The organism is Shewanella sp. OMA3-2 (assembly GCF_021513195.1).
GTDB lineage: Bacteria > Pseudomonadota > Gammaproteobacteria > Enterobacterales > Shewanellaceae > Shewanella.
Window position 1 is genome coordinate 548,612 of the sequence record NZ_CP090974.1, and the last position, 23,912, is coordinate 572,523.

Sequence of the window (23,912 nt, forward strand, 5' to 3'; positions counted from 1 at the left end):
TAGTTTAGGGCAAAGTCAGCAATATCAATATTGTTTAATCTTTCATATAAGTGCTGAAATGATAGTGTTAAAATCGCAATTTGAAATAGTGGGTTGTGCCTGGCTTTATAGAGGGAATTATGGTTTAAAAGATGACCATTTACCCAGCACTTGTGATTTTTAGGCTTATTTAAAAGCCATACTATTAAATGAATAGGATTGAATGTGAATACAAATTGGCGAGTTGAAGTGGCCTCCTGGCTAACAGATTTAGGTATTAATAGTCAGCCTACAGATGGTATTGCTACCTCAGTATTACTGCTGGCGTGTGTACTTGTGGCAGGCATTGGCTATTTTATCACTCACCATTTTTTCGTCAGTGGTATTAATCGTATTATTCGACGCTCTAGTGTGACCTGGGATGATATTTTTATCCGCTTCAAAATGTTTGAACGTTTGGCAGTACTAATACCACTGCTGATTTTAGATTTTTTATTGCCGATAGTATTAACTGAACATAAAGTTTTGAGCTTGTTTTTAGATCGTACCATGAGTGCCTTACTGGTAGTGTTAATTATTCGTGCCATTTATGCCGGTTTGAATGCTGCTAATGAGATTGCCGATGTTAAACGAATAAACCGTAATCTACCGGTTAAAAGCTTTGTACAACTGATCAAGCTGTTTTTATTCTTTATTGGCCTAATTGTTATCATTGCCATATTAAGTGATCGATCACCTGTGTATTTTTTTAGTGGCTTAGGTGTGGCCACAGGTTTAGTGATGTTAGTTTTTCGCGATACCATTTTAGGCTTTGTTGCGGGTATTCAACTTGCGGCGAACCGGATGGTGAGCAAAGGTGATTGGATCCAAATGGATAAATATGGCGCCGATGGCGCGGTTGAAGATGTCACCTTAACAACAGTAAAAGTGCGTAATTGGGACAACACTATCACCATGATCCCCGCTTATGCGTTAGTGTCAGATGCGTTTAAAAATTGGCGCGGTATGTCAGAGTCAGGCGGACGCCGCATAAAGCGATCCATTAATATCGATGTAAATAGTATTAAGTTTCTCAGCGATGATGAAAAAAGTCGCCTATCAAAAGTGAATCATCTAAAAGCGTATATTCCACAAAAACTGTCAGAGATTACCACGGCAAACCAACTGATTAGCGATCTTGATATGCCAGTTAATGGCAGAAGATTAACCAACATTGGTACCTTTAGGATATACCTACAGGAATTTTTAAATCAGCATCCTAAAATTCACAAAGACATGACCTTAATGGTGCGTCAGTTAGCGCCGACAACCGAAGGGCTCCCGATTGAGTTGTATATTTTTACCAATGATATTCGTTGGGCATATTACGAGGAAATTCAAGCCGACATATTTGATCATGTTTTTGCGGTATTGCCAGAGTTTGGCTTACGTGCATTCCAAAATCCGACAGGCATTGATATGCGATCTATCAACACTGTCGTTAATAAGTGCGAAGATGAGTAAACTATTAAGGTTGTGAATCACAGCCTTAATAGTTTATATATACGATTTTTACTTTTGATAAACAGGGATGGTTTTAGTATGACGGCCATTAATGGTGCGATAGAAAGCCATCAATTGATTGATTTCTAACTCTATCGCCCCAGTCGGTTTTAATGCTGTGGCGATAATAATTTTTTTACTGCGAAAATCTAACCCTACCGGCACAATATCAACACCTGCCTGCAGGGCAATATGATAAAAACCACTTTTCCAGCGTTTAACTGGGCTGCGAGTTCCTTCCGGTGCTAATGCAAGTTTGTAATTTGCATCTTGATTAAAGAGCTGTACCGCTGAATCAACCAAGTTATTATGTTTTCGTCTGTCTACCGGGCTGCCCCCCATGGCTTTAAATATCCAGCCCCAAGGCGGAATAAACAATTGGTGTTTGCCTAAAAAATGGATAGGGGTGTTTAATGCACCGCGCGCCAAAATCCCAATCACAAAATCCCAATTGCTAGTATGCGGGCCAACAATAATCACACATGATTGATTATGATTAATATGACCATCAAATTGCCAACCCAGCTTGGTAAGTGACCAGCTACAGAAGCGATTAAACATAGATAACCCTTTATTTTTGGTTATCACTAAAACCGATAACCTTATTATTTTTTATGTGTTTTAAATTAACAAACCCGTTTGAATTAGCAAGCGCTAAAATAGATCTCGCGCATTTGGCAAGTATCCTGTTGAGTGTCACTCGTGCTTGGTCAATTAATGTGTCGGAGCTTGTTCGAATTCTGCAATATTTTTAGCTTCTTGCAAAATAGCCTCACCTAAATCGGCTTCAGAGCGCATTCTGGCAAAATCCAGTTTCATACGTTGTTGCTTGGGCAGTGCTTGACGCGCGTCCATAATGGGATGAGATCTTATAATGTCATAATGGGTGAACAGTTGTGGGAACAGCGGAGTCACTTGTTCAGTCATTGACAAAGCATCGAATAACTTACCAATACGAATGACCCCTTCAGAAAGCTCACAGCGTTCCTCTAGCATCGCTGTTGCGATATAACGAATGTCGGTAAGGATTTGTTGGCGACGTTCCTCTGCTTTTGCTAGGCGCGCCTCTAGAGCTTGTTGATTACTGGCAGCTTGGCGTTTCAATTTTAATAACAATGATGCGGCATAAGCAGCTAAGGCGATAATGATAATAATGGCGATAATAATAACAGCGGTAGACACAAAGACTCCTTAATTGGATGAATACGGCGCATAAAAAGCTGGCGCATTAAGCGCCAGTGGGGAGTTTATTTAGTCTTTGGAGAAGTAATCGTTTAAGTGATTCTCACCAGACTCAAACCGAGGCTAATAAATCATCATCAGAATCAGACTTAGCGGGTTTCTTGGTTGCTTTTTTGGTTGGTTCTAGTTCATTTAACCCTAAGCGGTTCATTAAATGTTCCATTTTGTCTAACTGTGCATCAAGCCACTTTTGATCTTCTGTAGACAAATCACGGCCTTCTTCTAGCATATCTAACAAGCTATTTAGACGTGGATCATCTTCTAACTTGAGCAATTTCTGCTCGTCAGTCATTTTAGGTTGCTTAGGTTTATCCTGTTCAGCAACTTTAGATACTTTAACCACAGGAGCTAGGGCAACAGGCTTCTTACTGCCATGGCGAGGATCAGTCGACTTACCGGCATTAGAAGGTGCACTTTTCTTAAGTAAGGCTTCGTTATGACGACTACCAGACTTACGACCTGTTTCGCCACGTTTACCTTCAGCATCTTTACGATCGGCTTTTTTGACTCTAGGTGCAAATTTAGGGCCGTTCTCTCCGCCCTTGCGAGTTTTCTTACTGCGCGCCATGAATTATCTCAGTTACTTTTTAAAACAGCTCACGCCGGTAAAACACCAACGTGCATTAAATTAGGATGCGCTTTATATCAGATCCTGATGATTTTTGCATCAAAATGAGCGCCTGCGATGCAAATAATAGCGTAAATTCGCTATTTTCGGTTAAATATTCGAAAGTTTGTCGTTGATAGAAGCTCACATGAGTGGGATTATTTTTATAATGCCATTTATTAAAATGGTTTAAATCCGTTATCAGAGGCGTGCTAATGGCTAACCATCCCCCCGCTTTCACTAAACCTGATAACAATTGCCACTCCTTTTTAGGGTAGCGAAAATGCTCAAAAACTTTATAACTACAAACAAAGTCATAGGTTGTTTGTAATACACTGTGATCTGCTGCAAAAAAAGGATCGTATTGCTTAACACTATGGCCAGATTCATTAATTGACTGCAGGCATTGTGCATCTAATATCCGACCAAAGTTAAGTCCAGATAATGCGCCAGATTGTTGTAAATTAATTTGCGATAAAAGTGGCAGTAAGAATTGTGAAAGCTGACGTTGTTTAGCGCCTTTTTGTGCTCGGCCATAACGCTGTCTCTCAATGCTAGGTCTTAAATGAGACTTAGGATCTGCTACCACTAGGCCACAACGTGGACAGACATAAAACGCTCGCTTTTTATCCTGAAAAAAAAATTGAGTCTGATGATTGCACAAAGGGCAGGGTATCATTAAATATTTATACACCTATAGAAGGATGTGTCATGACAGTATATAGGGATTGTTTGAGCTTTAAAATCACCAAGATATGCCGTATAGCTTGAAAAACAGACAAGAAAAAAGGTGGCAGTAAACTGCCACCTTATAAACAGTGCAAAAAGCACCTTATTCTGATTCCAAGTATCCATGCTTGCTATGCGACTTCCTGGTCGGATCCTTCTTATTTTTCAAGCTTTCCATGCGCTTATTGTTATTGGTCATCTATGACGCTTTTTTATATGTTCTGTCGTCATCCTGACTTCAGTTTCCGTAGACGGTCACTAATGACACATCATATTCCGAATCGTCATCTTTGACGTGAATTTACCATCCTTGTATAAAGTACCTTCCAGTGATATCCAGCTTCCAGCGAGTGCATCCTAAGCATAAGCTTTGTGTGCTAATTACAGTTGGCTTTTATCTCTGTTGCGTAAGGCAGTGCTATATAGCATATCGACCAATTGGTCTGTTCCTTACAAATTATCTGACCTGGATTTCAAACCGAAATCGCGACTCTTGTTATTATTATTGAGCGGCCGTAAGCATATTATTATTATTGATTTAATTTATTCTTATATCTTAAATGACAAAGTCCGAAATCTGTTTTTACATTATTATTTTTAGCAATAAACAGTAGGGTTCATCTCGGTACGGGGTGTATTTAACCCTAAAAGTGTGGGCGCTGTCAAGCATTGGCGGTGTAAGTTGACGTAAACGTAAGCTTGGGTTTAAAAATAATGAGTCAATCAGACCCATTATTTTATCAGTATATTTATGACCAAAAACTACTTAATGCTTGAAATATATTTAGATAATGCTTCCATATCAGCATCAGATAATTTTTTTGCAACGTCTTGCATCATACCGTTCATATCGTTATGACGATTAGTATCACGGAACTTAGTTAACTGAATTTTGATATAATTAGCATGCTGACCACCAATGGCTGGAAAACCTGCCGCTTCCATACCTTTAGCATCAGGGCCGTGGCAAGCAATACATGATGTAATACCGCGAGCCATATCGCCACCTTTATAAAGTGACTCTCCCAGTGCGGGAACATCGGCTACATCAGCAACAACAAGCTTCAGTGATGAATAATAAGCAGAAAGATCAGCAATATCTTGATCACTTAACCCAATAGCCATACTGCCCATGATTGGGTCCATACGACCTTCTTTACCACCCGTTTGCATTGCTGCACGAAACTCTTTTAACTGTTTCTCAAGGTATGATGGGTGTTGTCCCGCTAATTTGGGGTACATATCAATCATGCTATTGCCGTCAACACCGTGACAGGCAGAACATACGAGTGCTTTAGTTTTGCCCGCTTCGGCATTACCTTCAGCCATAACAGGTGATGACATAGCGGCTACTACAGACAGCGCAAGAGCTAACTTTTTCATGGCGTTCCAACTTCTTGTTAATTTATTGTCCTGAGCTTACTAGGATAACCCGCAAGCGTGGTAAAATAGTTTTCCAAGCGACAATTTTGCTATAAATGAGACTTTAGAGGTTCATTTAAGGGCTTTTTAAATCACAATGTTAAGATTTGCTTGGAGTTATAATGTGATCTGGCTGATATTTTACACGAAAACGTGCAAAAGGCAGCATTTGATACATAAATATGATGTTAGGTAAACATTTTCTGGAGTAAACCGTGTCTGAATCTCAAATCGACTTTCGTCAAACTAAGTTTTTAATCAGTGCACCTGACATTGCACACTTAGATCAATATCTTCCTGGCGATGTAGGTGTTGAGATTGCATTTGCGGGTCGCTCTAATGCCGGTAAGTCGAGTGCCTTGAATGCGTTAACTGAACAAAAAGGGTTAGCGCGAACCAGTAAAACACCTGGACGTACTCAATTAATTAACGTGTTCTCTCTTGCTGCTGATCGCCGTTTAGTTGATTTACCAGGTTACGGTTTTGCTAAAGTACCATTAGCGTTAAAAAATAAATGGCAACTTGCGCTGGGCGAGTATTTGCAAAAGCGTGCCTGCTTAAGTGGTGTGGTGGTATTGATGGACATTCGTCATCCGCTTAAAGATTTAGATATGCAAATGATTGAATGGGCGGTTTTTAGCGAAATTCCTGTATTAGCTTTATTGACCAAATCTGACAAGCTTGCGCAAAACGTGAAGATGAAAACTGTCAATGCAGTGCGTAAAGATTTGGCTAAATTCGGCGATTGGGTTCAAGTGGAGCCATTTTCGTCAACCAAAGGCACAGGCAAACCAAAAGTACTGAGTATTTTAAATAAGTGGTGTAATCCACAATGGTTACTTGATCAGCAAGCGTTGGAAAAAGAAGCGCTGGAACAACAAGATTAACTATTACTTTTCGACAATAAAAAAGCGTAATGTGTTAAACACATTACGCTTTTTTATTGGGCGTCATTTTTACAAGCAAAAAAAAACCGATAACCATAGGGCTATCGGTATAAAATTCTTTAGCTCTTTTTGGGGAGAAGCTAAATTCAACAAGACTCAAGCGACATCAACTCAATTTGATGACTCTCAATGACGGTATAATAGCGTTATTTTTAACTTAGTTAAAGTATTTACTCTAAAAATTTAGCGTAAAGTTTAAAATAAAACGTAACTTGTCAGCGATTCAGTTTCAAACCACAGAAATCATTAAAAAAAACCAAAAAAAAGCCTCAGCAATAAAATTGCTGAGGCGCCGAATTTGGCTGGTCACTATCGCTAGTGAAATAAAGGTTTGAAAGACTGAACATCTTAACCTCTGTACCCTACGACAAGAATGATACCCCATTGAACTTTAAATGGAAAACTGTTTTTCATATAAAACGGCAATAATGTGAGCTCAAGCACAGGTAACTTCAGTTTATTTTTTATTCATTTATCATTACCATAGATTTTAGTCATTAATATCAGGTTGTTGGAGTTGATTGTAGGCAATAAAAAACCGCGCTATTACGGCGCGGTTTTCGTTTTATTTTAAATAGAGTTAACTATTTTGACATTTATAAACTTAGTGAGCTTGATCCCAGTTATCACCAATACCGGCTTCAGCCAGCAGATGAACATCTAATTTGGCAGCATCAGCCATAAGTTGACACACTTTTTGTTTTAACGCCTCAGCTTGATCAGCGTCAACTTCAAACACTAATTCATCGTGTACTTGCATGATCATGTTTATCTCGCCATGGGTGTCTTGCTTTATCCAGTTTGCGACTGCAATCATGGCCTTTTTGATAATATCTGCAGCAGTGCCTTGCATTGGCGCATTAATCGCAGCGCGCTCAGCAGCCTGGCGTCGCATGGCATTGCGGTCTTTTATTTCCGGTAAATACAGGCGGCGACCATATAAAGTTGACACATAACCTTGTTCAGCGGCATCTGCTCGTGTGTCTTCCATATACTTTAATACACCTGGGTAGCGGGCAAAGTAGGTGTCGATATAGGTTTGAGCCTCATTGCGTGGAATATCTAATTGTTTAGCTAAACCGAATGCTGACATACCGTAAATCAAACCAAAGTTGACAGCTTTAGCGCGGCGACGTTGCTCTGTGGTGACTTCTTCAAAATGTACGCCAAACACTTCAGCAGCAGTTGCCTTGTGAATGTCTTTACCTTCGGCAAAGGCTGTTAACAGGCCTTTGTCCTGTGACAAATGCGCCATAATGCGCAGTTCAATTTGCGAGTAATCCGCCGCTAATATCTTACGACCTTCAGGGGCAATAAATGCTTGGCGAATACGACGACCTTCTTCGGTGCGAATCGGAATATTCTGTAAGTTAGGATCGCTAGATGATAAGCGTCCGGTTGCCGCATTAGCTTGATGGTAACTGGTGTGTACACGTCCGGTGGTTGAGTTAACCATTAGCGGTAACTTATCAGTATAAGTGCTTTTTAATTTTGCCAAACTGCGGTGTTGCAAAATAATTTTAGGCAATGGGTAATCTAAAGCGAGTTCAACTAAGACATCTTCAGCGGTAGAAGGGGCACCTTTGGGGGTTTTCTTTTTAATAGGATATTTTAACTTGTCGAAAAATATCACTTGCAGCTGTTTGGGCGAGGCAAGATTAAATTTCTCTTCGGCTATTTCATACGCTTTTTGCTCTAGTTGATCGAGCTTTTGAGCTAATTCACCACTTTGTTGGCTGAGTAGCATTGAGTCGATATATACACCTTGTCGCTCAATGTCGGACAATACATGAATTAGAGGTAATTCTAGCTCATTAAATACGCTGGCAAGTTTGGCTTCCTTCTCGACTCTTGGCCATAAATGCTGATGTAAACGTAAGGTAATATCGGCATCTTCTGCTGCATAAGGTGCGGCAATGTCGAGTGACACTTGATTAAAGGTAATTTGTTTGGCACCTTTACCTGCAACTTCTTCAAAACTGATATTTTTATGGCCTAAATATTTAAGGGCTAAGCCGTCCATATCATGACGTGATGCCACCGAGTTAAACACGTAAGACTCAAGCATGGTGTCATACCGCACGCCCTGTAGCTTAATGCCGGCATTGGCAAAAATACTGATGTCGTATTTAAGGTTTTGACCGACTTTCTCAGGTTTAGTCCCTTCAAGAATAGGGCGAAGTTTTTCTAATGCCGCCGCTTTATCTAGCTGTTGTGGCGCACCTTCATAATCGTGTCCCAAAGGTAAATACGCCGCTTTCCCTGCTTCTACTGCAAATGAAATCCCGACTAATTCAGCATCCATATAATTTAAGCTAGTGGTTTCGGTGTCAATGGCAATTAATTCAGCCTGATTTAAAGTGGCAATCCATTGATCAAGTTGCTCGTCAGTTAAAATGGTTTGATAGTCAGTTTCTACTGCGATTGGTGACGAACTTGGCTCATCAGTTTCTTCAGCTTTAGGTGCTGTTGGGTTGTTGTTATCCAATACCTCGGCTAACCAACGCTTAAATTCCATTTCGCCATAACAGGCAATAAGTTCGTCACGGTTTTGTGGTTTGATATCCAATCCATGCCAATCTTGTTCTAGTTCAACATCGGTTTTGATGGTGGCTAATTCATAAGACAATTTCAACATGTCTGCGTTCTCGATGATTTTAGCAGGCATGGTTTTTGAGCCTCTAAAGTTCACCTCTAGTACAGATTGGGGATCAGCCAGTAATTTCGCCACGCTGCCAACCCTGGTTAACATTGCAAGGGCTGTTTTTTCACCTACACCAGGCAAGCCTGGAATGTTATCGGCTTTGTCTCCCATCAAGGCTAAAAAGTCGATGATCAATTCAGGACCAACACCAAATTTAGTTTTTATTTCTTCTGGCCCCATGATGGTATCTGTCATGGTATTAATTAACGTGACATGCTCATCTACGAGTTGGGCCATGTCTTTATCGCCAGTACTGATTAATGTTGCCCGGCCTTCTTTACTCGCCTGGCGAGAAAGAGTGCCTATTACATCATCGGCTTCTACACCTTCAATACTGATCAATGGCAGGCCTAATGCGCGAATAATACGGTGCAATGGCGCAATTTGACTGCGTAAATCATCCGGCATAGGAGGACGTTGCGCTTTGTACTCACTGTACATGTCGTTGCGGAATGTTTTGCCTTTAGCATCAAAAACCACCGCTATATGGGTAGGCTCATATCGGCTTAATAAGCTACGCAACATGTTTACTACGCCATAAACCGCACCAGTTGCCTCCCCTTTAGAGTTGGTTAAGTGTGGTGGTGCGTAGTAAGCGCGATAAAGATAAGACGATCCATCGACCAAAATAAGCGGATTATGAGCAACTGTAGGCATAATATGAGTTCGTTTCTGTTATGTTGAAAAGAATATACTAGCAGTGAATATAGCATGAAATGGGCTGTGAATGTTTGAACGTTATGAGTAACTTAACTCGGGAGGGATGTGTTAAGAAAAATGACCACGTAAAATGGTCACAGCCTGTGGATAAGTCTGTGAGTCATTTTGTGTAAATAACAGGATAGTTTTAAATACGACTAGAATTGAAAAACTTAACTTGTTGAATTTTAGGTTTTATTTTAAAACTTGTGAGCGGTATATAAGTTTTGTAATTTATTCTTATTATGTGGACTTTTTTATTTAACTGGGTTAGCCCCTTGATATATAAACGATAGATTGAAGATTTTTTTGGCGTTTAAAGCCATATCAGATACATTCATTTTTATAGGGTTAATTATCCGCTAAGCCAGTCATTGATTATTCGTTGTGAGTGGCTTAAAAATAGAATAAGTGACTTAATAAAAATTGGATGAGCTAAGTTAGCACGATTTTTAATCAGATCAAGTGTTTTGTTGAGCAGTTGTTAAAAAATTATGTAATCAACCTTAAGGTGAAGGAGCCAACAATGAAAACTATTGCAGTATTATTAAGTGGATGCGGTGTGTTTGATGGCACAGAAGTGCATGAAGCAGTATTAACTTTATTGGCACTGTCACGCGCGGGCGTTAAGTATCAGTGTTTTGCGCCTGATATCGATCAAATGCATGTGGTTAACCACTTAACGGGTGAGGTTACCGTTGCAGAAACCCGCAATGTATTAGTAGAGTCCGCACGAATTACCAGAGGGGAGGTGCTCAATACTACAACTTTAAACATCGACTTGTTTGATGGTTTAATTGTCCCTGGTGGCTTTGGTGCGGCAAAAAATTTATCTAATCTTGCCACTAACGGGAGTGATTGCACTATTTCACCTATTGTTGAAACCTTTTTGCGGGAGTTTGCCTTGGCGAATAAACCTGTAGGCTATATGTGTATTGCCCCTATGATGCTTCCAGCTATTTATGCAAATGCTAAAGGGACGATTGGTCGTGACAGTGAAACTGCCCATGCATTTAATGAAATGGGCGGCGAACATCATGTGGCTAATGTTGAGGATATAGTTGTTGATGAGGCTAATAAAATAGTCACTACCCCAGCATATATGCTGGCAACAAATATCGCACAAGCCAATATAGGTATTGAGAAGTTAGTTAATAAAGTACTGGAAATGGTAGGGTAAGCACTCACTATTTGCCTTAAACCTTCTTAAGGGGGCGATGAATTGTTAGCTGATTTTCGGCTATCAAATAGTGCTTGAGCTAAGCCAACTAACAAACCGCCAACATGGGCGCCGTTGGCTATTGGCATGCCTAATAAATCGGTAAATCCCAGCACTAGCCAAACCATCATAAAGCCCATATACGATTGTGGTAGTGCAATACCACAATTAGGTTTTCGCACGCCCATTAACCAAGTATATCCAACAACCGCATAGACAACGCCAGATAAGCCGCCAAAATTTGGCCCGGTGATAAAAAATTGCAAAATATTAGGCAAAGTACCTGCCATAAGCAGTAAGAACAATAAGGGTCTGGTACCTAAGCGGGTTTCTATTTTTCCACCTAAATACCACCACCAAAGCAAATTAAAAATAATATGCATAGCCGAGAAATGCATTAATGATGGCGTAAATACCCGCCATATTTGATTAAGATGACTGTCAGGCACAGCGCTAAAAAATGATAATGCGCTAAATGTGACGTTAGCCATGCCTAAATTCATTAATGCGTATATGGCAACGCAGCTAAAAAAGGTGATCAACGTCAGCGGTCCCGCACCAGTAAGGAATTGCTGAACTAGGCCTAAAACCCCCGAACCATAATCAAACTTTGTCTGTGTATTGCCATTATCCCACGAGGCTTGTAGGTACTTTTCATCGTGAGGGTGCAATACAAATTGAGCAAACTCATTACGAGCTATTGCTTCATGTTGTGGCTCAACTAACATAATGGCCACGCCATGAGGGTGAGGCTCAATATGGCTCTCAATACCCAACCCTGCTAGGTAATCCACAAAAGCTTGTGCAGTGCGAGCGTATGGTAGTAGGCCAATTTCTATCATGCGTGGGCGGCTCCCCATGCTGCATAACCACCATCAAGGCTATAGACGTCATCAAAACCTTGCTCAATAAGGTAGCCGGCTGCGCCTTGGCTGCTTACACCGTGGTAGCACACAACCACTAGTGGTTTATCCATATCGGCATCGGCAATAAACTGAGCGATATTTTCGTTAGTTAAGTTGACCGAGTTTTCAATATGTCCGGCATTAAAAGTGGCGCCATCACGAATATCAACAATCTGTACATCATTAGAATCTGTGGTCATATGAATGAGTTCGTTGATAGATAAATGCTTAAAAGTCGACATGCTGCACCTTAGGTAAAAATAACGGAATAAATAACAAAGTAAACGTGATTATGTAATAAGGGGTTGTACTGATACAACCCCTTATTGGTATGAATATTAAGTTAGGTTTAGGGCGATGCCTAAATTAGTCCCAATTTAAAATCACTTTTCCTGACTGGCCTGAACACATGGCGTCAAAGCCCTGTTGGAAGTCATCAATACTGAAATGATGAGTAATAATAGGCGTCAGATCTAATCCCGACTGAATTAAACTGGCCATTTTATACCAGGTTTCAAACATCTCGCGGCCGTAGATGCCTTTGATGATTAACCCTTTGAAAATGACTTTGCTCCAGTCAATAGCCATATCGCCACCAGGAATACCCAGCATGGCAATTTTTCCGCCGTGGTTCATGGTGTCTAACATGGCGTGGAATGCTGATGGAACACCAGACATTTCTAAGCCGACGTCAAAGCCTTCGGTCATGCCGAGATCTTTCATCACATCTTTTAAGTTTTCTTTGGCGACGTTTACTGCGCGAGTTACCCCCATTTTACGAGCCAAGTCTAAGCGGTATTCGTTCACATCGGTAATCACCACATGACGCGCACCGACATGCTTACACACAGCTGCGGCCATAATGCCAATAGGGCCTGCACCTGTGATTAATACATCTTCACCAACCAAATCAAATGACAGTGCGGTGTGAACAGCGTTACCAAATGGGTCAAAAATAGCCGCTAATTCATCCGGAATGTCCGCTGGAATTTTAAAGGCGTTAAATGCTGGCAATACTAAAAACTCAGCAAATGCGCCATCACGGTTTACACCCACACCTGAAGTGTTGCGACATAAATGAGTGCGACCGCCTCGGCAGTTTCGGCAATAACCACAGGTAATGTGGCCTTCACCAGATACGCGGTCGCCAATAGCAAATCCGCGTACTTCTTGACCCATGCCGACTACTTCACCGACATATTCATGACCCGCAATCATAGGAACAGGAATAGTCTTTTGCGCCCATTCGTCCCATTTATAAATATGTACGTCAGTGCCACATATGGCGGTTTTACGAATTTTGATTAATAGGTCGTTATGACCTACTTCTGGTTTTGGTGCATCAACCATCCAGATGCCTTCTTCAGGCTTTAATTTACTTAGTGCTTTCATCTTAATAACCTATTATTTCCGAGCAGTTGTCGTCTTGGCTAAGATCAAATAATGCCCATGTCTTTACCAATTCGGGTAAAGGCACTGATAGCATGGTCTAATTGCTCACGGGTGTGTGCTGCTGACATTTGGGTGCGAATACGTGCTTGTCCTTTAGGAACCACAGGGAATGAGAAACCTACCACGTAGATATGCTCCGCCAGTAACTGGTTAGCGAAATCGCTGGCGAGTTTGGCATCGCCAATCATCACCGGAATAATGGCATGATCTGCGCCGCCTAAAGTAAAGCCAGCGGCTGTCATTTTCTCACGGAAATAACGGCTGTTTTCCCATACCGCTTCACGCAAGTTTTGCCCAGTTTGGAGCATTTCAAGCACGCGAATTGACGCACTGACAATGGATGGGGCTAAAGAGTTGGAAAATAAGTAAGGGCGTGAACGTTGGCGTAACCATTCAACCACTTCTTTTTTCGCGGCAGTAAAGCCACCAGATGCGCCACCTAATGCTTTACCTAAAGTACCAGTAATGATGTCCACTCGGTCCATCACATCACAGTACTCATGTGTCCCTCGGCCATTTTGACCAATAAAGCCCACGGCGTGAGAGTCATCGACCATGACTAATGCCCCGTATTTATCGGCTAAATCACATACGCCTTTTAGATTGGCAATTACGCCGTCCATCGAAAACACACCGTCGGTGGCAATCAAAATATTGCGTGCACCAGCGGCTTGAGCGGCTTTTAATTGGACTTCTAAATCAGCCATATCATTATTGGCATAACGGAAGCGTTTCGCTTTACATAAGCGCACACCGTCAATGATTGAAGCATGGTTAAGTGCATCAGACACAATAGCATCTTCGGCATCTAATAAGGTTTCGAATAAGCCGGCGTTGGCATCAAAACAAGAAGAGTACAAAATAGTATCTTCAGTGCCTAAAAATTTGCTTAAGCTTGCTTCTAATTGCTTATGAATATCTTGAGTACCACAAATGAAACGTACCGAAGCCATCCCAAAGCCATGGCTGTCCAAGCCTGCTTTTGCTGCTTTGATAAGTTCAGGATGGTTAGCCAATCCTAGATAGTTATTAGCACAAAAATTAATGACTTGAGTATGATTTACTTCAATCGCAGTTTGCTGTGCGGAAGCAATAACACGCTCACTTTTATATAAGCCATCAGTTTTCACATCGGCAATTTGTTGGTTGATACGGTCATAGAAAGAGGTTGAGGCCACCTTTTATCTCCTAGATATTGGTTATTATGCTAATCCAAACCGCAGCGTAAAAACTGTCTACACGGGGCTGGTCAGTTGGAGTTGATGGCATTCTAACCTGTATTTTTGTTGTCCCACAGTGTTTTTTATAGTGGTAAATGCAACATTAACAAGATTAGGGCAATTGAGGTGTTTTGATTAGAAAATCTAATCAGAATTATGAATGAATTGTTATTGAAAATACCCTCAACCCGCATACAAGTGTAGCGGGTTTGAGCATTATTGTGTGATGGTTGTAAGTTTACGCAGCTGCGGCACGCTCTTGACTAGCTATGTCACGATAATGGCGTTCTAAACGGTCAAATGTCGCGATTGATGAGGGCGTAGAATAAGCTTTGAAAATCATCATAACCCGTAATAAACCATCGTATAAAGTGGCTTTAGTTATTGTGCCAATACTGGTTTGAGTTAACTGGTAACTAATCCAGAAACTCACCATCATTTTAATGGTATCTGCTAAGTCGATAATGCGCTCATCTTCAACTGCTAAGATGCCGTCTTTTTTCAGCTTGCGCAATACATCACTAGAGCGATTTAATACCTGCTGCTGGGCATGCAAATAACGCTTTTTAAGTGCATCGTCGCGACTTAAAATATCGGCTAGGTTGGCATACATAAAGCGGAACTGCCATAAAGTGTAAAACATGGCATCAAAATAGCCAATCAGTAAGTCAACTGTAATCGGGATATCATCGTAGGGCTTAAACCTGGACTCTAAATGACTTTCATACAAACTGAATATAGAGTTGATGATGTCTTCTTTATTGCGGAAGTGGTAATACAAATTACCTGGGCTAATGCCTAAATGGGCTGCAATATGATTAGTTGTTGTAGCACGTTCACCGTGCTCATTAAACAGTTCGAGACTTGCAAAAACAATTTTATCGCGGGTTTTCATGCAATTTCCAATTTCAACAAAAAGTCATTTACGCTTATGGCGACATGATAATCGAGAGTTCATATCCCTATGAATTATGATTATGTTAACATTGTGTTTATCTGACAAGCAAAAATCTCAAAAGTAGCCAATTAATGTTCCGAATTCTGTATTCGATATTTCTTTACCTCTTGTTTCCATTAGTTGTGATTTATTTTGGCGTGCGTGCTTATAAAAGTGTTGATTATCGCAGTCGTTGGAGCGAACGTTTTGGTCTAACCCAATGGGCAAAAGCCGATGTGGTGGTGCATTGTGTCTCAATGGGCGAAACTTTGGCCGCGGTGCCGTTAATCAAAAAGCTGATTAAAACCTACCCAGAGTATAAGTTTATCGTCACCACTACTAGCCCAACCGGTTCCAGTGAAGTGGTCAAAGCATTTGGTAATAAAGTGCAGCATTGCTACTTACCGCTGGATTTTGCTTACGCAGTGAAGCGGTTTTTACGCCAGACACAACCTAAAATGTTGATCATTATGGAGACCGAATTATGGCCAAACTTAATATATTTTGCTGATAAACAGCATGTTAACTTAGTGCTGGCCAATGCGCGTTTATCTGCCAAGTCAGCGAAAAAGTACCAAAGTAAGTTATGGTTAATTCAGCCTATGTTAAAGCGATTAAGTGCTATTGCGGTGCAAACTCAAACAGAAGCAGGCCGGTTTACTTCATTAGGCGTTGACCCCGCAGTTGTGCATGTGTGCGGCAGTTTAAAGTTTGATCTCGAAATTGATCCGCAAAAGCAGCAGCAAGCTAAAGCGTTAAGGCAACAATGGCAGCGTCAACAAGTTCCCATTTGGGTAGCGGGCAGTGTTCATCCTGGTGAGTTTGAGGCGGTATTAACGGCACATAAGCAACTGCTAGCCCAATACCCTCAAGCTTTATTAATTATGGCGCCGCGTCACCCTGAACAATTTAATTTAGCCGCGATTACCATTGCGCAAGCTGGGCTGCAATTAGCGCGCCGTAGTATGAATGATAGCGTAGTTGAACAAACTCAGGTCTTGCTTGGCGACACTATGGGGGAGTTGCTGATGTTATATGGCGTAGCAGACCAAGCTTTTGTGGGCGGGACGCTAATTAAGAGCGGGGGGCACAACCCACTTGAACCGGCCGCAATGGGGCTGTCAGTCACTGTTGGTCCTAACCATTGGGATTTCGCCGAAATTACAGCGCTGCTAGAACAGGCTGGCGGCCTTAAAGTGGTAGCCAATGCTGATGAGCTTGGCAATACATTAATGCACTTTTTTGAACATCAACAAGACTATGAGCAAGCGGTGCAAGCCGCTCGTGATGTCGTTGAGCAAAATAAAGGTGCGCTTGAAAAACAACATACGCTAATCGCGCAGTTATTAATGCACTAAAATGCACTATCAGAGGCTTAATGATTGTTGTTGGTTTATGTTATTAACGCTTAATTTACAGTCCAATCGAATTTAACGTTTGATAGCCTAGTAGTAATTGTTGCCAGTTTTCTGTGGTGAATGGTAAGGCTGGTTGCTTAGTTTGCTCTTTGTTAAATGAGCGTAATAATCGTTGTAAATTAGCCTGTTGCCATTGCTTATTAGGTAGTCTTATTTCACCGCGGTCAAAATCAATTAACGAGAATGACTCACCAGAGATTAAAATGTTTTTCGCGTTAAGGTCAGCGTGATACACGCCACGCAGATGAAACTTAGCAATGGTTTCGCCCAATGAGAACCAATTAGCGTCACTAAGCGGTTGATTCGCTAAATAAGCCACCAAATCTTTAGCGCCAGCGACGCGCTCAATAATAATATCTGCACGATACCACAAGCCAAAACGTTCAATTTTTGCTGCAATGGGATTAGGTACCGCAAAACCTTCTTGATAAAGTAGGTCTAATAACGCTAATTCGGTATAGGCACGAGTGCGAGCTAATCCAGTATAAACATAAGCATCACGACTAAACTTTTCCATTAATCCACCACGCCAATAATGACGTAATACCCACTGTTGCTTTAAGTGTTCAGTACCGGTTTGTACAAACCAAGTGGTGTAGCGCCCCTTCGACTGACCCACTACCGCATCTTTAGCTTGCCAATGCTCAACGGTGAAGCTGTCGACAGTTAATTGTGCTGCCGATGGTTGGCACCAAACAATAACGCCCTTGGGTATGGATTTTAACTGCATGAATACTTAATAACCCTGCTAGATCAAAAGGGCATTATACCTTAAGATCACTCACTTGCACTCACTGGCAACTTCGCTTGCTTACTCTTACATTGGACACCCATGAAGTTTGACCCTAGCAAGATGAAATCATTATGCCTTTTAAGGTTATCAGCCATTGGCGATGTATGTCACGCCGTGGCTATGGTGCAAGCGATTCAGCGAGAATATCCTGAGCTAAGCATTACCTGGATAATTGGCAAGGTGGAATATCAGTTATTACAGCATCTACCAGGCGTAAAGTTTGTCATATTTGATAAATCCCAAGGTTGGCGAAGTTATGCTGTATTGCGTAAAGCATTAGCCGGACAAAAGTTTGATGTGCTGTTGCATATGCAAGTTGCGCTAAGGGCCACTATTGCCTCCTTGATGATCAAAGCCAGGGTTCGTATTGGCTTTGATAAGGCTAGAGCCAAAGAGGGCCAATGGCTAGTGACTAACCATGCGGTAGAACCGCTCGCAACGCCGCATGTTTTAGACGGCTTTATGGGGTTTGCCAAAGCGATTGGCGTTGCCAACTTAACCCCTCGTTGGCATATTCCTGTTCCACAAGCTGATACCGACTTTGCCTCACAACTTATTGGTGATGATAAGGTATTGGTGATTTGCGCTGCAGCCAGTAAAGCCGAGCGTAACTGGCTGCCAGAGCGCTATGCGGCTGTCGCTGATTATGCCGTAATGCAAGGCTTTAGGGTAATGCTATGTGGTGGTCCGACAAAACTAGAAAAAGAGTTAGCGGATGCGATTCAATCACACAGCCAGCACATACTAGATAACCAGGTAGGTAAAACATCCTTAACGCAACTGCTTGCGGTGTTAAAACTGGCTAAACTGGTACTTGCACCCGATACTGGGCCATTACATATGGCGGTTACTCAAGGCACAGCCGTTATTGGTTTATATGCACACTCTAACCCAGATAGAACAGGGCCTTATTTTCATCGTCAACATACCGTTAGCGTTTATCCACAAGCTATAGCGGCACAAGTGCAGGAGGGTCATATTCTTTGGGGAAAAAGAGCCAAAGGCGAGCACTTAATGGCGATGATTGAGGTTGCTGCAGTTATTGAACAATTTGATTGTTTGAACGGCTAGGTATTTGAATCGTTTGAGTGGCGTTGGCATTTTTTAGAGCTCAATTGACCGCGCAATTATGACATTAGCTTAGTGGTCAATGTTTAGCTCAGCCAATATTTTATCTGCCAATAATTGATTTGACCTCGTGAGTGCTGAAAGAGCATATAAAAACGGGCAAAGTAGTAAAGACTTTGCCCGTTTTTTATTGTCTAGTAATTGTTACTTGGCCTTGGAAGGTTTATTTAACCAAGGTGATCTAGCGTCTGTTCCGCCGTACAATTCAAATTTGCGACTCAGCTTTTGTCCGCCATCGCGAGTCAAAGGCTGCCAAGCTAAACTGCCGCGGTTTGATACTGGTTTTGGAAATAGGGCATCAAAAGGTATTGAGATATAAAACCCTTTAGTAAAGCTGCCTTCACCAAACTCCTCAGCAGACAAGTTTGTTTTAGATGCAAAAGCTCCCACAATCACACCACTATGGAACTGTTTAGCCAGCTCAACTTGGACGCCACGATCTTCTGCTAGGAATTGACCATAGCTGACTCTAAGTGACACATCATCAAACCACTTTGGCTGATAGTACACACTAGCATGGCCGGTAAAGGTCCCTGTTTGTGCTCTGAAATAGGCATTTGAGTCGGGATCAAAATTGATTTCTTCGTCAAAGAAGCCAAATATATCATCAGGGTCACGTTGCTTTACATAGTTAGCGTCGACCCCAAAAGCCCACTCACTGTCTAATGGACGGTAAAGTACTTCTCCACCGACACCACCAAACATCATTTCTAAATAGCCAACATAAGCCTGGGCATAAATATTCTCACTGACTTTATCTAACCAGGTGAGTTGCAGATTATCGACTCGAACAGGAGTGTCTGAAACATACTGTCTTACTAACGTTCTGACTCGTTTTAAGTCAGTTCCATCAGGCGGTGTTTTGTATTTAAATTGGTCATAGTTATCAAGTATATTGATATACATTGAACCGCCGACTTCAATATGCTCGGTTAACCAGCGACTGGCAGAACCATTAAGGCCAATGTTGTACATATAAAAGTTTTCTGAACCACCAAAAGACTGCGCAAGCTTAGGTGCAAAACCAAAGTTCCACTGATCTTCAGTCTGCCAATCAGCTTTTTCTGTTGGCAAGCTAGGCTCAACTACTGTAATGCTATCTTTGATATCGGCATCAATATAATCATATCTTGCAGCCGCTTTAAACTGCTTGGCATCAATACGCGTTTCTGTAGTGGGTAAATGACCTGCTTCTTCAATAATATTGAATATTTTAGCTTCAGGAAATTGATTGGCTAAAATGCGACCCGCTTGATCGTGAGCGTGCTTTCTATCACGATATTTAGTTTGCGTCGCAACAACAGTGACTTGATCATTCTTAATATAAATCTTAGCGCCTTTATATCCTGCATCAAAAGCAAGTTGCTTATTCAATTCAGGTAAATCGACTTTGCGGTCTGCGGTATCTGGTTTATCTTCAATCGCAGGTTTTGGTGTGTCACGCCAGTGAGATTTAAGCGTATTAAAATTGGTGGCTAAGCTAAAGCCTAATGTCCAGGTATTACCACGTTCGTAACTGAGTTTAAAGTCCCCCCAATTACCAGCCTTATATAGGACACCATAGTTAATCGGGCTGTCTTGTTGTATTGGCACGCCGGTTCGAACTGCAGGGAAATCAGACAAGTAATCATTACCGTCATACTCTACCTTTAAGCGCAAAGGGTCCCAAGGGGTTTGGTACTCAATCCCTGCAAAAATAGCACTACAACCTTTAAACCAACGGTCAAAGTCAATACTGCCACCCGTACCTTTGTAACCAGTACTGCGATTACAATCGTCAGATGATGATTTATCGGTGTCAATTAAATTACCACTATTACCAATATAGCCCCAGCCGATACCAATAGTGGCATCAAAAGGACCAAAGGCTTTGGTCATAGCAATAAATTCACTGTCAAATAACCCTGTACCACCAATGTCACGTAAGCCTATAGATGTTTCAGGTATCCAATAGCTTTCTTCAAGTAAGCGCAGCTTTACGTCAATACCTTTATCTGTGTAATAAGTGTCGCCACTAAAGCTGGGGTCATCACTGTACAGTACATCAGGGACTTGAGTGTATCTAATGGTCGTTTCTAACCAGGGAAAAGTTGCAGTGATAAGGCGCCGTGGTAGTAGTCTTCATTGAAGGTGGCGTTGACGTTAAACTCGCCTTCTGGTGCCATTCTGCCTGTTGGCATTTGAATTAAACCAACGCCGCCAAAATCATTCTGTGATGGGGTCAGTTTAATGGTTGCAAATTTATCACTTTTCGCTTGAAAAGAGATAGCTATACCACTGATTATTAACGGGATAGCAAGAAAGAAATAAGCAGTCTGTTTTACATGACTCATGATTAACGTACCCAATGTCTTAGTAATTCAAGTATTGCACTATTTAACTCTGGCTCGTTATCTCTCACACCTTGAAAGTTTAAATAAATAATCGCGCCAGGTGCAATATCAATGTGATGTTGATTCCAATAAGCAATTGGATAACGTTCTACTTTACCGTCAGGCTGAATAAGCCAAGCAAAACTATTTTCGGAGTCATTAATTGGCATAGCCAAATCAATATAGGCTGTGGCTTGTTGATTCGCTTTAAATGGTAATGGGCCGTTTTTCTCTACAGCACCGAGTACCAATACATAGTCTGGTTTTGTTGGTAAAGTCAGTAAATATTTGCCAGCAAGCAGAGGGTTTAGTGCTTTTTTTAATCGAATGGTATCGAAATCAAGTGGAATAAATTCTCGCTTAATGAAGTGGCTCTTATGTACCCATGAGGACAGTGTTTTTAATGCACTAATATTTTGCGGATGACCCATGTCAGCATATTGAGTTTTGAGTGAATTCAGTATTTTCTGCTGTTTTTGTTGAAATTGAACTGCCGTTTTAGAGTCGTACAGCCCAGCTGATAACCAATAAATAGCCTTGGGCTGTTGTTTTATGGCTAGTTGGTCACTGTTTAATAAGCTATCTTGGATAACCTGTACCAGTCTAGGCGACTGCTCATACAGCAGTGTCAGAGATTCCTGTGCCGTAATTGACTGTTTAACCGTAATTGAAGTGCTTGCATTGATATTTTGTGAAAAAGCTACCACAAACACCAAGCATAATTGAATGAAAGACTTCATTTAGCGTCTCCAAAACCGTATGGTTTTAACAGGGTGATATCGATATATGGCAAATTAGGCGCAATTTTTTGACGACTTTTCAGCACTAATCCTGTGGTGCTATCGACCCAGAATTGATTGGTATATTCCATATTCAAATTGCTAACAACGACGTGTTCATTAAATTTTTTAACTAATACAGGTTTGTCATTAATCGATAATGTTTCATCGGCGATAAAAGTAAATATCGAGTGCTGTGGATAATTAATGTGGTAACCTGGCTGCCAATCAATAGTGCTTTGCCATTGTAAGGGGGTACTGGCTAAATGCAGTCCTAATGCAATAGGATCTGTTTGATCGCTACTTAAACTCACCCTGTTGCCATCATAAAGATTGACGGTTTTTAATAAGCGGCTATTGCGGGTAACTAACATACCTGCATCAGATGAGATCCATTTTAACTCTGCATTCTGTGGGGTAAATTGAGTGGATGGAAGTGTTTGTGGTGCTTCGGCTAACGCTAATAAAACATAGGCTTGATGTGCATCGTTAATAGTAACGTACACACTCGAATATGGGCTGCTTGCTATTTCACTTGCCGGAATATTATCACTAGGTAGGCCGACAACGCTTTCTTTTAGCATTGATCCCACCTGCATAACCGAATTGGTACAGCCTGTGAGTGCCAAGATGGTGATAATAAATGACAAGGCTTTGTTATTGAAAGTCGGATGCATACGAGCTCAATTCCTTAAGCTTTAAGATGATGGCTAAAAAAAGAAAATAAAAAAGCACATTAAAAAATGTGCTTTTAGTACAGCAAAACTAATTAGTTTGATACTGAAGTTGTTGTCGTGCCAGTACCAGTACCAGTGCTAGATGTTGTTGTACCAGTGCCAGTACCTGGAGTAGTACCAGTACCTGGATTGGTATCTTCAGCAGCATTGTCTTGTGTTACGGTTACAATACCAGCAACAGCAAGAGCACTACCTACAACCAATCCTCCAGTTGTAAGAGTTGCACCCGTAGTCGTAGTTGTTGTGGTCGTAGCAGTACCAGTGTCAGCAGTAGTTGCAGAAGCTGAACCGATTGTTAATAAAGCAATTGATAACGCGATAGCTGATTTTTTCATATTCAAAGTCTTCCCATAAAAAATAATTCAAACAAACCTGATGGAATATTAGCACATAACCGACCTACATCCATATATAATTCGACATAATTGCTCAATTAATATTCAGCCCTATCGAATGGTAAATTTACACGGTTTTATGATTTTTTACAAAAATTGTTTCGTTAATTATCATTGATAAGTTTGTTGGGATGCCTATAACTGATAAAATCGTTGGAAATATCTCCTTAAGACTATCAATTATGCACAGAAGAGCAATTTACCCTGGTACGTTTGATCCTGTCACTAATGGCCATGCTGATTTAATTGAGCGTGCGGCGCGTTTATTTAAGCATGTCATAATAGGTATCGCTTCTAATCCTTCTAAGCAGCCTAGGTTTTCTTTGGAAGAACGGGTGGCGCAGGTTAACTTGGTTACAGCACACTTAGATAATGTTGAAGTGGTGGGATTTACTGGGCTGTTGGTTGATTTTGCTAAAGAGCAACAAGCCAGTGTGTTGGTTCGAGGCTTGCGTGCTGTGTCTGACTTTGAATATGAATTCCAGCTTGCTAACATGAATCGGCGTTTAAGCCCTGATTTAGAGTCAGTTTTTTTAACTCCAGCAGAAGAAAATTCGTTTATATCATCGACCTTAGTAAAAGAAGTGGCGTTACACGGCGGTGATGTGAGTCAGTTTGTACACCCAGAAGTCGCTGCCGCACTTAAACATAAAATGGTAAAAACTAACGTTGCAAAATAACAAGGG

Annotated in this window: 20 protein-coding genes and 2 pseudogenes; 6 read left to right on the forward strand and 16 right to left on the reverse strand. The window is 41.2% G+C overall.

What is annotated here, in order from left to right; genetic code table 11:
- The first annotated feature begins 204 nt into the window (after positions 1-204).
- Positions 205-1,482 carry a mechanosensitive ion channel family protein gene (locus L0B17_RS02520; protein ID WP_235087347.1) on the forward strand — a complete coding sequence of 426 codons (1,278 nt, stop codon included), beginning with the start codon at positions 205-207 and terminating at the stop codon, positions 1,480-1,482.
- A gap of 48 nt (positions 1,483-1,530) precedes the next feature.
- On the opposite strand, the gene L0B17_RS02525 is transcribed toward L0B17_RS02520, so the two are convergent.
- The 5 genes and pseudogenes from L0B17_RS02525 to L0B17_RS02545 all read right to left on the reverse strand — a co-directional run bounded on the left by L0B17_RS02525 (position 1,531) and on the right by L0B17_RS02545 (position 5,482).
- A complete protein-coding gene (locus tag L0B17_RS02525) occupies positions 1,531-2,082 on the reverse strand; it encodes a 1-acyl-sn-glycerol-3-phosphate acyltransferase (RefSeq protein ID WP_235089506.1) in 552 nt (183 codons plus the stop codon).
- Between the two features lie 153 nt (positions 2,083-2,235).
- Positions 2,236-2,703, reverse strand: a complete 468-nt coding sequence (locus L0B17_RS02530) for a DUF2489 domain-containing protein (RefSeq protein WP_235087349.1) — start codon at positions 2,701-2,703, stop codon at positions 2,236-2,238.
- Positions 2,704-2,772: 69 nt separating this feature from the next.
- Positions 2,773-3,331: pseudogene (gene yihI / locus L0B17_RS02535) on the reverse strand (Der GTPase-activating protein YihI).
- Between the two features lie 55 nt (positions 3,332-3,386).
- Positions 3,387-4,049, reverse strand: a complete 663-nt coding sequence (locus tag L0B17_RS02540; protein WP_235087350.1) for a methyltransferase domain-containing protein — start codon at positions 4,047-4,049, stop codon at positions 3,387-3,389.
- 812 nt (positions 4,050-4,861) lie between these two features.
- Positions 4,862-5,482: a c-type cytochrome gene (locus L0B17_RS02545; protein WP_235087352.1), complete on the reverse strand. Its 621-nt coding sequence runs from the start codon at positions 5,480-5,482 to the stop codon at positions 4,862-4,864.
- 254 nt (positions 5,483-5,736) lie between these two features.
- Between L0B17_RS02545 and yihA the strand changes: the two genes are divergently transcribed.
- The gene (yihA, locus tag L0B17_RS02550) at positions 5,737-6,408 is read left to right on the forward strand and encodes a ribosome biogenesis GTP-binding protein YihA/YsxC (protein ID WP_235087354.1); all 672 of its coding nucleotides are present in this window, start codon (positions 5,737-5,739) and stop codon (positions 6,406-6,408) included.
- 664 nt (positions 6,409-7,072) lie between these two features.
- On the opposite strand, the gene polA is transcribed toward yihA, so the two are convergent.
- Entirely contained in the window at positions 7,073-9,829 is a 2,757-nt protein-coding gene (polA, locus tag L0B17_RS02555; RefSeq protein WP_235087356.1) for a DNA polymerase I, read from the reverse strand.
- Positions 9,830-10,397: 568 nt separating this feature from the next.
- Between polA and elbB the strand changes: the two genes are divergently transcribed.
- Entirely contained in the window at positions 10,398-11,051 is a 654-nt protein-coding gene (gene elbB / locus L0B17_RS02560; protein WP_235087357.1) for an isoprenoid biosynthesis glyoxalase ElbB, read from the forward strand.
- A gap of 26 nt (positions 11,052-11,077) precedes the next feature.
- Here the strand turns inward: elbB and glpG are convergent, their stop codons facing one another.
- From glpG to L0B17_RS02585, 5 genes are all read right to left on the reverse strand, one after another.
- Entirely contained in the window at positions 11,078-11,932 is an 855-nt protein-coding gene (glpG, locus tag L0B17_RS02565) for a rhomboid family intramembrane serine protease GlpG (RefSeq protein WP_235087359.1), read from the reverse strand.
- Entirely contained in the window at positions 11,929-12,237 is a 309-nt protein-coding gene (gene glpE / locus L0B17_RS02570) for a thiosulfate sulfurtransferase GlpE (protein WP_235087361.1), read from the reverse strand. Before glpE ends, glpG begins: the two co-directional genes overlap by 4 nt.
- A 124-nt stretch (positions 12,238-12,361) precedes the next feature.
- Positions 12,362-13,387, reverse strand: coding sequence for an L-threonine 3-dehydrogenase (gene tdh / locus L0B17_RS02575; RefSeq protein WP_235087363.1), 1,026 nt, complete (start codon positions 13,385-13,387; stop codon positions 12,362-12,364).
- A gap of 44 nt (positions 13,388-13,431) precedes the next feature.
- Positions 13,432-14,625 (reverse strand): glycine C-acetyltransferase, encoded by a 1,194-nt coding sequence (locus tag L0B17_RS02580; RefSeq protein WP_235087365.1) that lies wholly within the window; start codon positions 14,623-14,625, stop codon positions 13,432-13,434.
- A 280-nt stretch (positions 14,626-14,905) separates the two neighbouring features.
- Positions 14,906-15,562, reverse strand: coding sequence for a TetR/AcrR family transcriptional regulator (locus L0B17_RS02585; protein ID WP_235087367.1), 657 nt, complete (start codon positions 15,560-15,562; stop codon positions 14,906-14,908).
- Between the two features lie 134 nt (positions 15,563-15,696).
- Here L0B17_RS02585 and waaA point away from each other — a divergent pair, with 134 nt between their 5' ends.
- Positions 15,697-16,962, forward strand: coding sequence for a lipid IV(A) 3-deoxy-D-manno-octulosonic acid transferase (gene waaA / locus L0B17_RS02590; RefSeq protein WP_235087369.1), 1,266 nt, complete (start codon positions 15,697-15,699; stop codon positions 16,960-16,962).
- Positions 16,963-17,017: 55 nt separating this feature from the next.
- Here waaA and L0B17_RS02595 read toward each other — a convergent pair whose 3' ends face one another.
- Positions 17,018-17,752, reverse strand: coding sequence for a 3-deoxy-D-manno-octulosonic acid kinase (locus L0B17_RS02595; protein WP_235087371.1), 735 nt, complete (start codon positions 17,750-17,752; stop codon positions 17,018-17,020).
- A 102-nt stretch (positions 17,753-17,854) separates the two neighbouring features.
- Between L0B17_RS02595 and L0B17_RS02600 the strand changes: the two genes are divergently transcribed.
- Positions 17,855-18,886, forward strand: coding sequence for a glycosyltransferase family 9 protein (locus tag L0B17_RS02600; RefSeq protein ID WP_235087373.1), 1,032 nt, complete (start codon positions 17,855-17,857; stop codon positions 18,884-18,886).
- A gap of 201 nt (positions 18,887-19,087) precedes the next feature.
- Here the strand turns inward: L0B17_RS02600 and L0B17_RS02605 are convergent.
- The 4 genes and pseudogenes from L0B17_RS02605 to L0B17_RS02620 all read right to left on the reverse strand — a co-directional run bounded on the left by L0B17_RS02605 (position 19,088) and on the right by L0B17_RS02620 (position 23,166).
- A pseudogene (locus L0B17_RS02605) lies at positions 19,088-21,276 on the reverse strand (YjbH domain-containing protein).
- 2 nt (positions 21,277-21,278) lie between these two features.
- Positions 21,279-22,055 carry a capsule biosynthesis GfcC family protein gene (locus tag L0B17_RS02610; protein ID WP_235087375.1) on the reverse strand — a complete coding sequence of 259 codons (777 nt, stop codon included), beginning with the start codon at positions 22,053-22,055 and terminating at the stop codon, positions 21,279-21,281.
- Positions 22,052-22,678 (reverse strand): YjbF family lipoprotein, encoded by a 627-nt coding sequence (locus tag L0B17_RS02615; protein ID WP_235087377.1) that lies wholly within the window; start codon positions 22,676-22,678, stop codon positions 22,052-22,054. The genes L0B17_RS02610 and L0B17_RS02615 overlap by 4 nt, the downstream gene beginning before the upstream one ends.
- 185 nt (positions 22,679-22,863) lie before the next feature.
- Positions 22,864-23,166, reverse strand: coding sequence for a hypothetical protein (locus tag L0B17_RS02620; protein WP_235087378.1), 303 nt, complete (start codon positions 23,164-23,166; stop codon positions 22,864-22,866).
- Between the two features lie 242 nt (positions 23,167-23,408).
- Here L0B17_RS02620 and coaD point away from each other — a divergent pair, with 242 nt between their 5' ends.
- Positions 23,409-23,906, forward strand: coding sequence for a pantetheine-phosphate adenylyltransferase (gene coaD, locus L0B17_RS02625; protein WP_235087380.1), 498 nt, complete (start codon positions 23,409-23,411; stop codon positions 23,904-23,906).
- Positions 23,907-23,912 lie beyond the last annotated feature (6 nt).

Excerpts from the sequence above, each read along its gene's own strand:
- L0B17_RS02525 (WP_235089506.1), bottom strand. The coding sequence starts at position 2,082 with ATGTTTAATCGCTTCTGTAGCTGGTCACTTACCAAGCTGGGTTGGCAA.
- L0B17_RS02540 (WP_235087350.1), bottom strand. The coding sequence starts at position 4,049 with ATGATACCCTGCCCTTTGTGCAATCATCAGACTCAATTTTTTTTTCAG.
- L0B17_RS02545 (WP_235087352.1), bottom strand. The coding sequence starts at position 5,482 with ATGAAAAAGTTAGCTCTTGCGCTGTCTGTAGTAGCCGCTATGTCATCA.
- polA (WP_235087356.1), bottom strand. The coding sequence starts at position 9,829 with ATGCCTACAGTTGCTCATAATCCGCTTATTTTGGTCGATGGATCGTCT.
- elbB (WP_235087357.1), top strand. The coding sequence starts at position 10,398 with ATGAAAACTATTGCAGTATTATTAAGTGGATGCGGTGTGTTTGATGGC.
- glpG (WP_235087359.1), bottom strand. The coding sequence starts at position 11,932 with ATGATAGAAATTGGCCTACTACCATACGCTCGCACTGCACAAGCTTTT.
- glpE (WP_235087361.1), bottom strand. The coding sequence starts at position 12,237 with ATGTCGACTTTTAAGCATTTATCTATCAACGAACTCATTCATATGACC.
- tdh (WP_235087363.1), bottom strand. The coding sequence starts at position 13,387 with ATGAAAGCACTAAGTAAATTAAAGCCTGAAGAAGGCATCTGGATGGTT.
- L0B17_RS02585 (WP_235087367.1), bottom strand. The coding sequence starts at position 15,562 with ATGAAAACCCGCGATAAAATTGTTTTTGCAAGTCTCGAACTGTTTAAT.
- waaA (WP_235087369.1), top strand. The coding sequence starts at position 15,697 with ATGTTCCGAATTCTGTATTCGATATTTCTTTACCTCTTGTTTCCATTA.
- L0B17_RS02595 (WP_235087371.1), bottom strand. The coding sequence starts at position 17,752 with ATGCAGTTAAAATCCATACCCAAGGGCGTTATTGTTTGGTGCCAACCA.
- L0B17_RS02600 (WP_235087373.1), top strand. The coding sequence starts at position 17,855 with ATGAAGTTTGACCCTAGCAAGATGAAATCATTATGCCTTTTAAGGTTA.
- L0B17_RS02610 (WP_235087375.1), bottom strand. The coding sequence starts at position 22,055 with ATGAAGTCTTTCATTCAATTATGCTTGGTGTTTGTGGTAGCTTTTTCA.
- L0B17_RS02615 (WP_235087377.1), bottom strand. The coding sequence starts at position 22,678 with ATGCTAAAAGAAAGCGTTGTCGGCCTACCTAGTGATAATATTCCGGCA.
- L0B17_RS02620 (WP_235087378.1), bottom strand. The coding sequence starts at position 23,166 with ATGAAAAAATCAGCTATCGCGTTATCAATTGCTTTATTAACAATCGGT.
- coaD (WP_235087380.1), top strand. The coding sequence starts at position 23,409 with ATGCACAGAAGAGCAATTTACCCTGGTACGTTTGATCCTGTCACTAAT.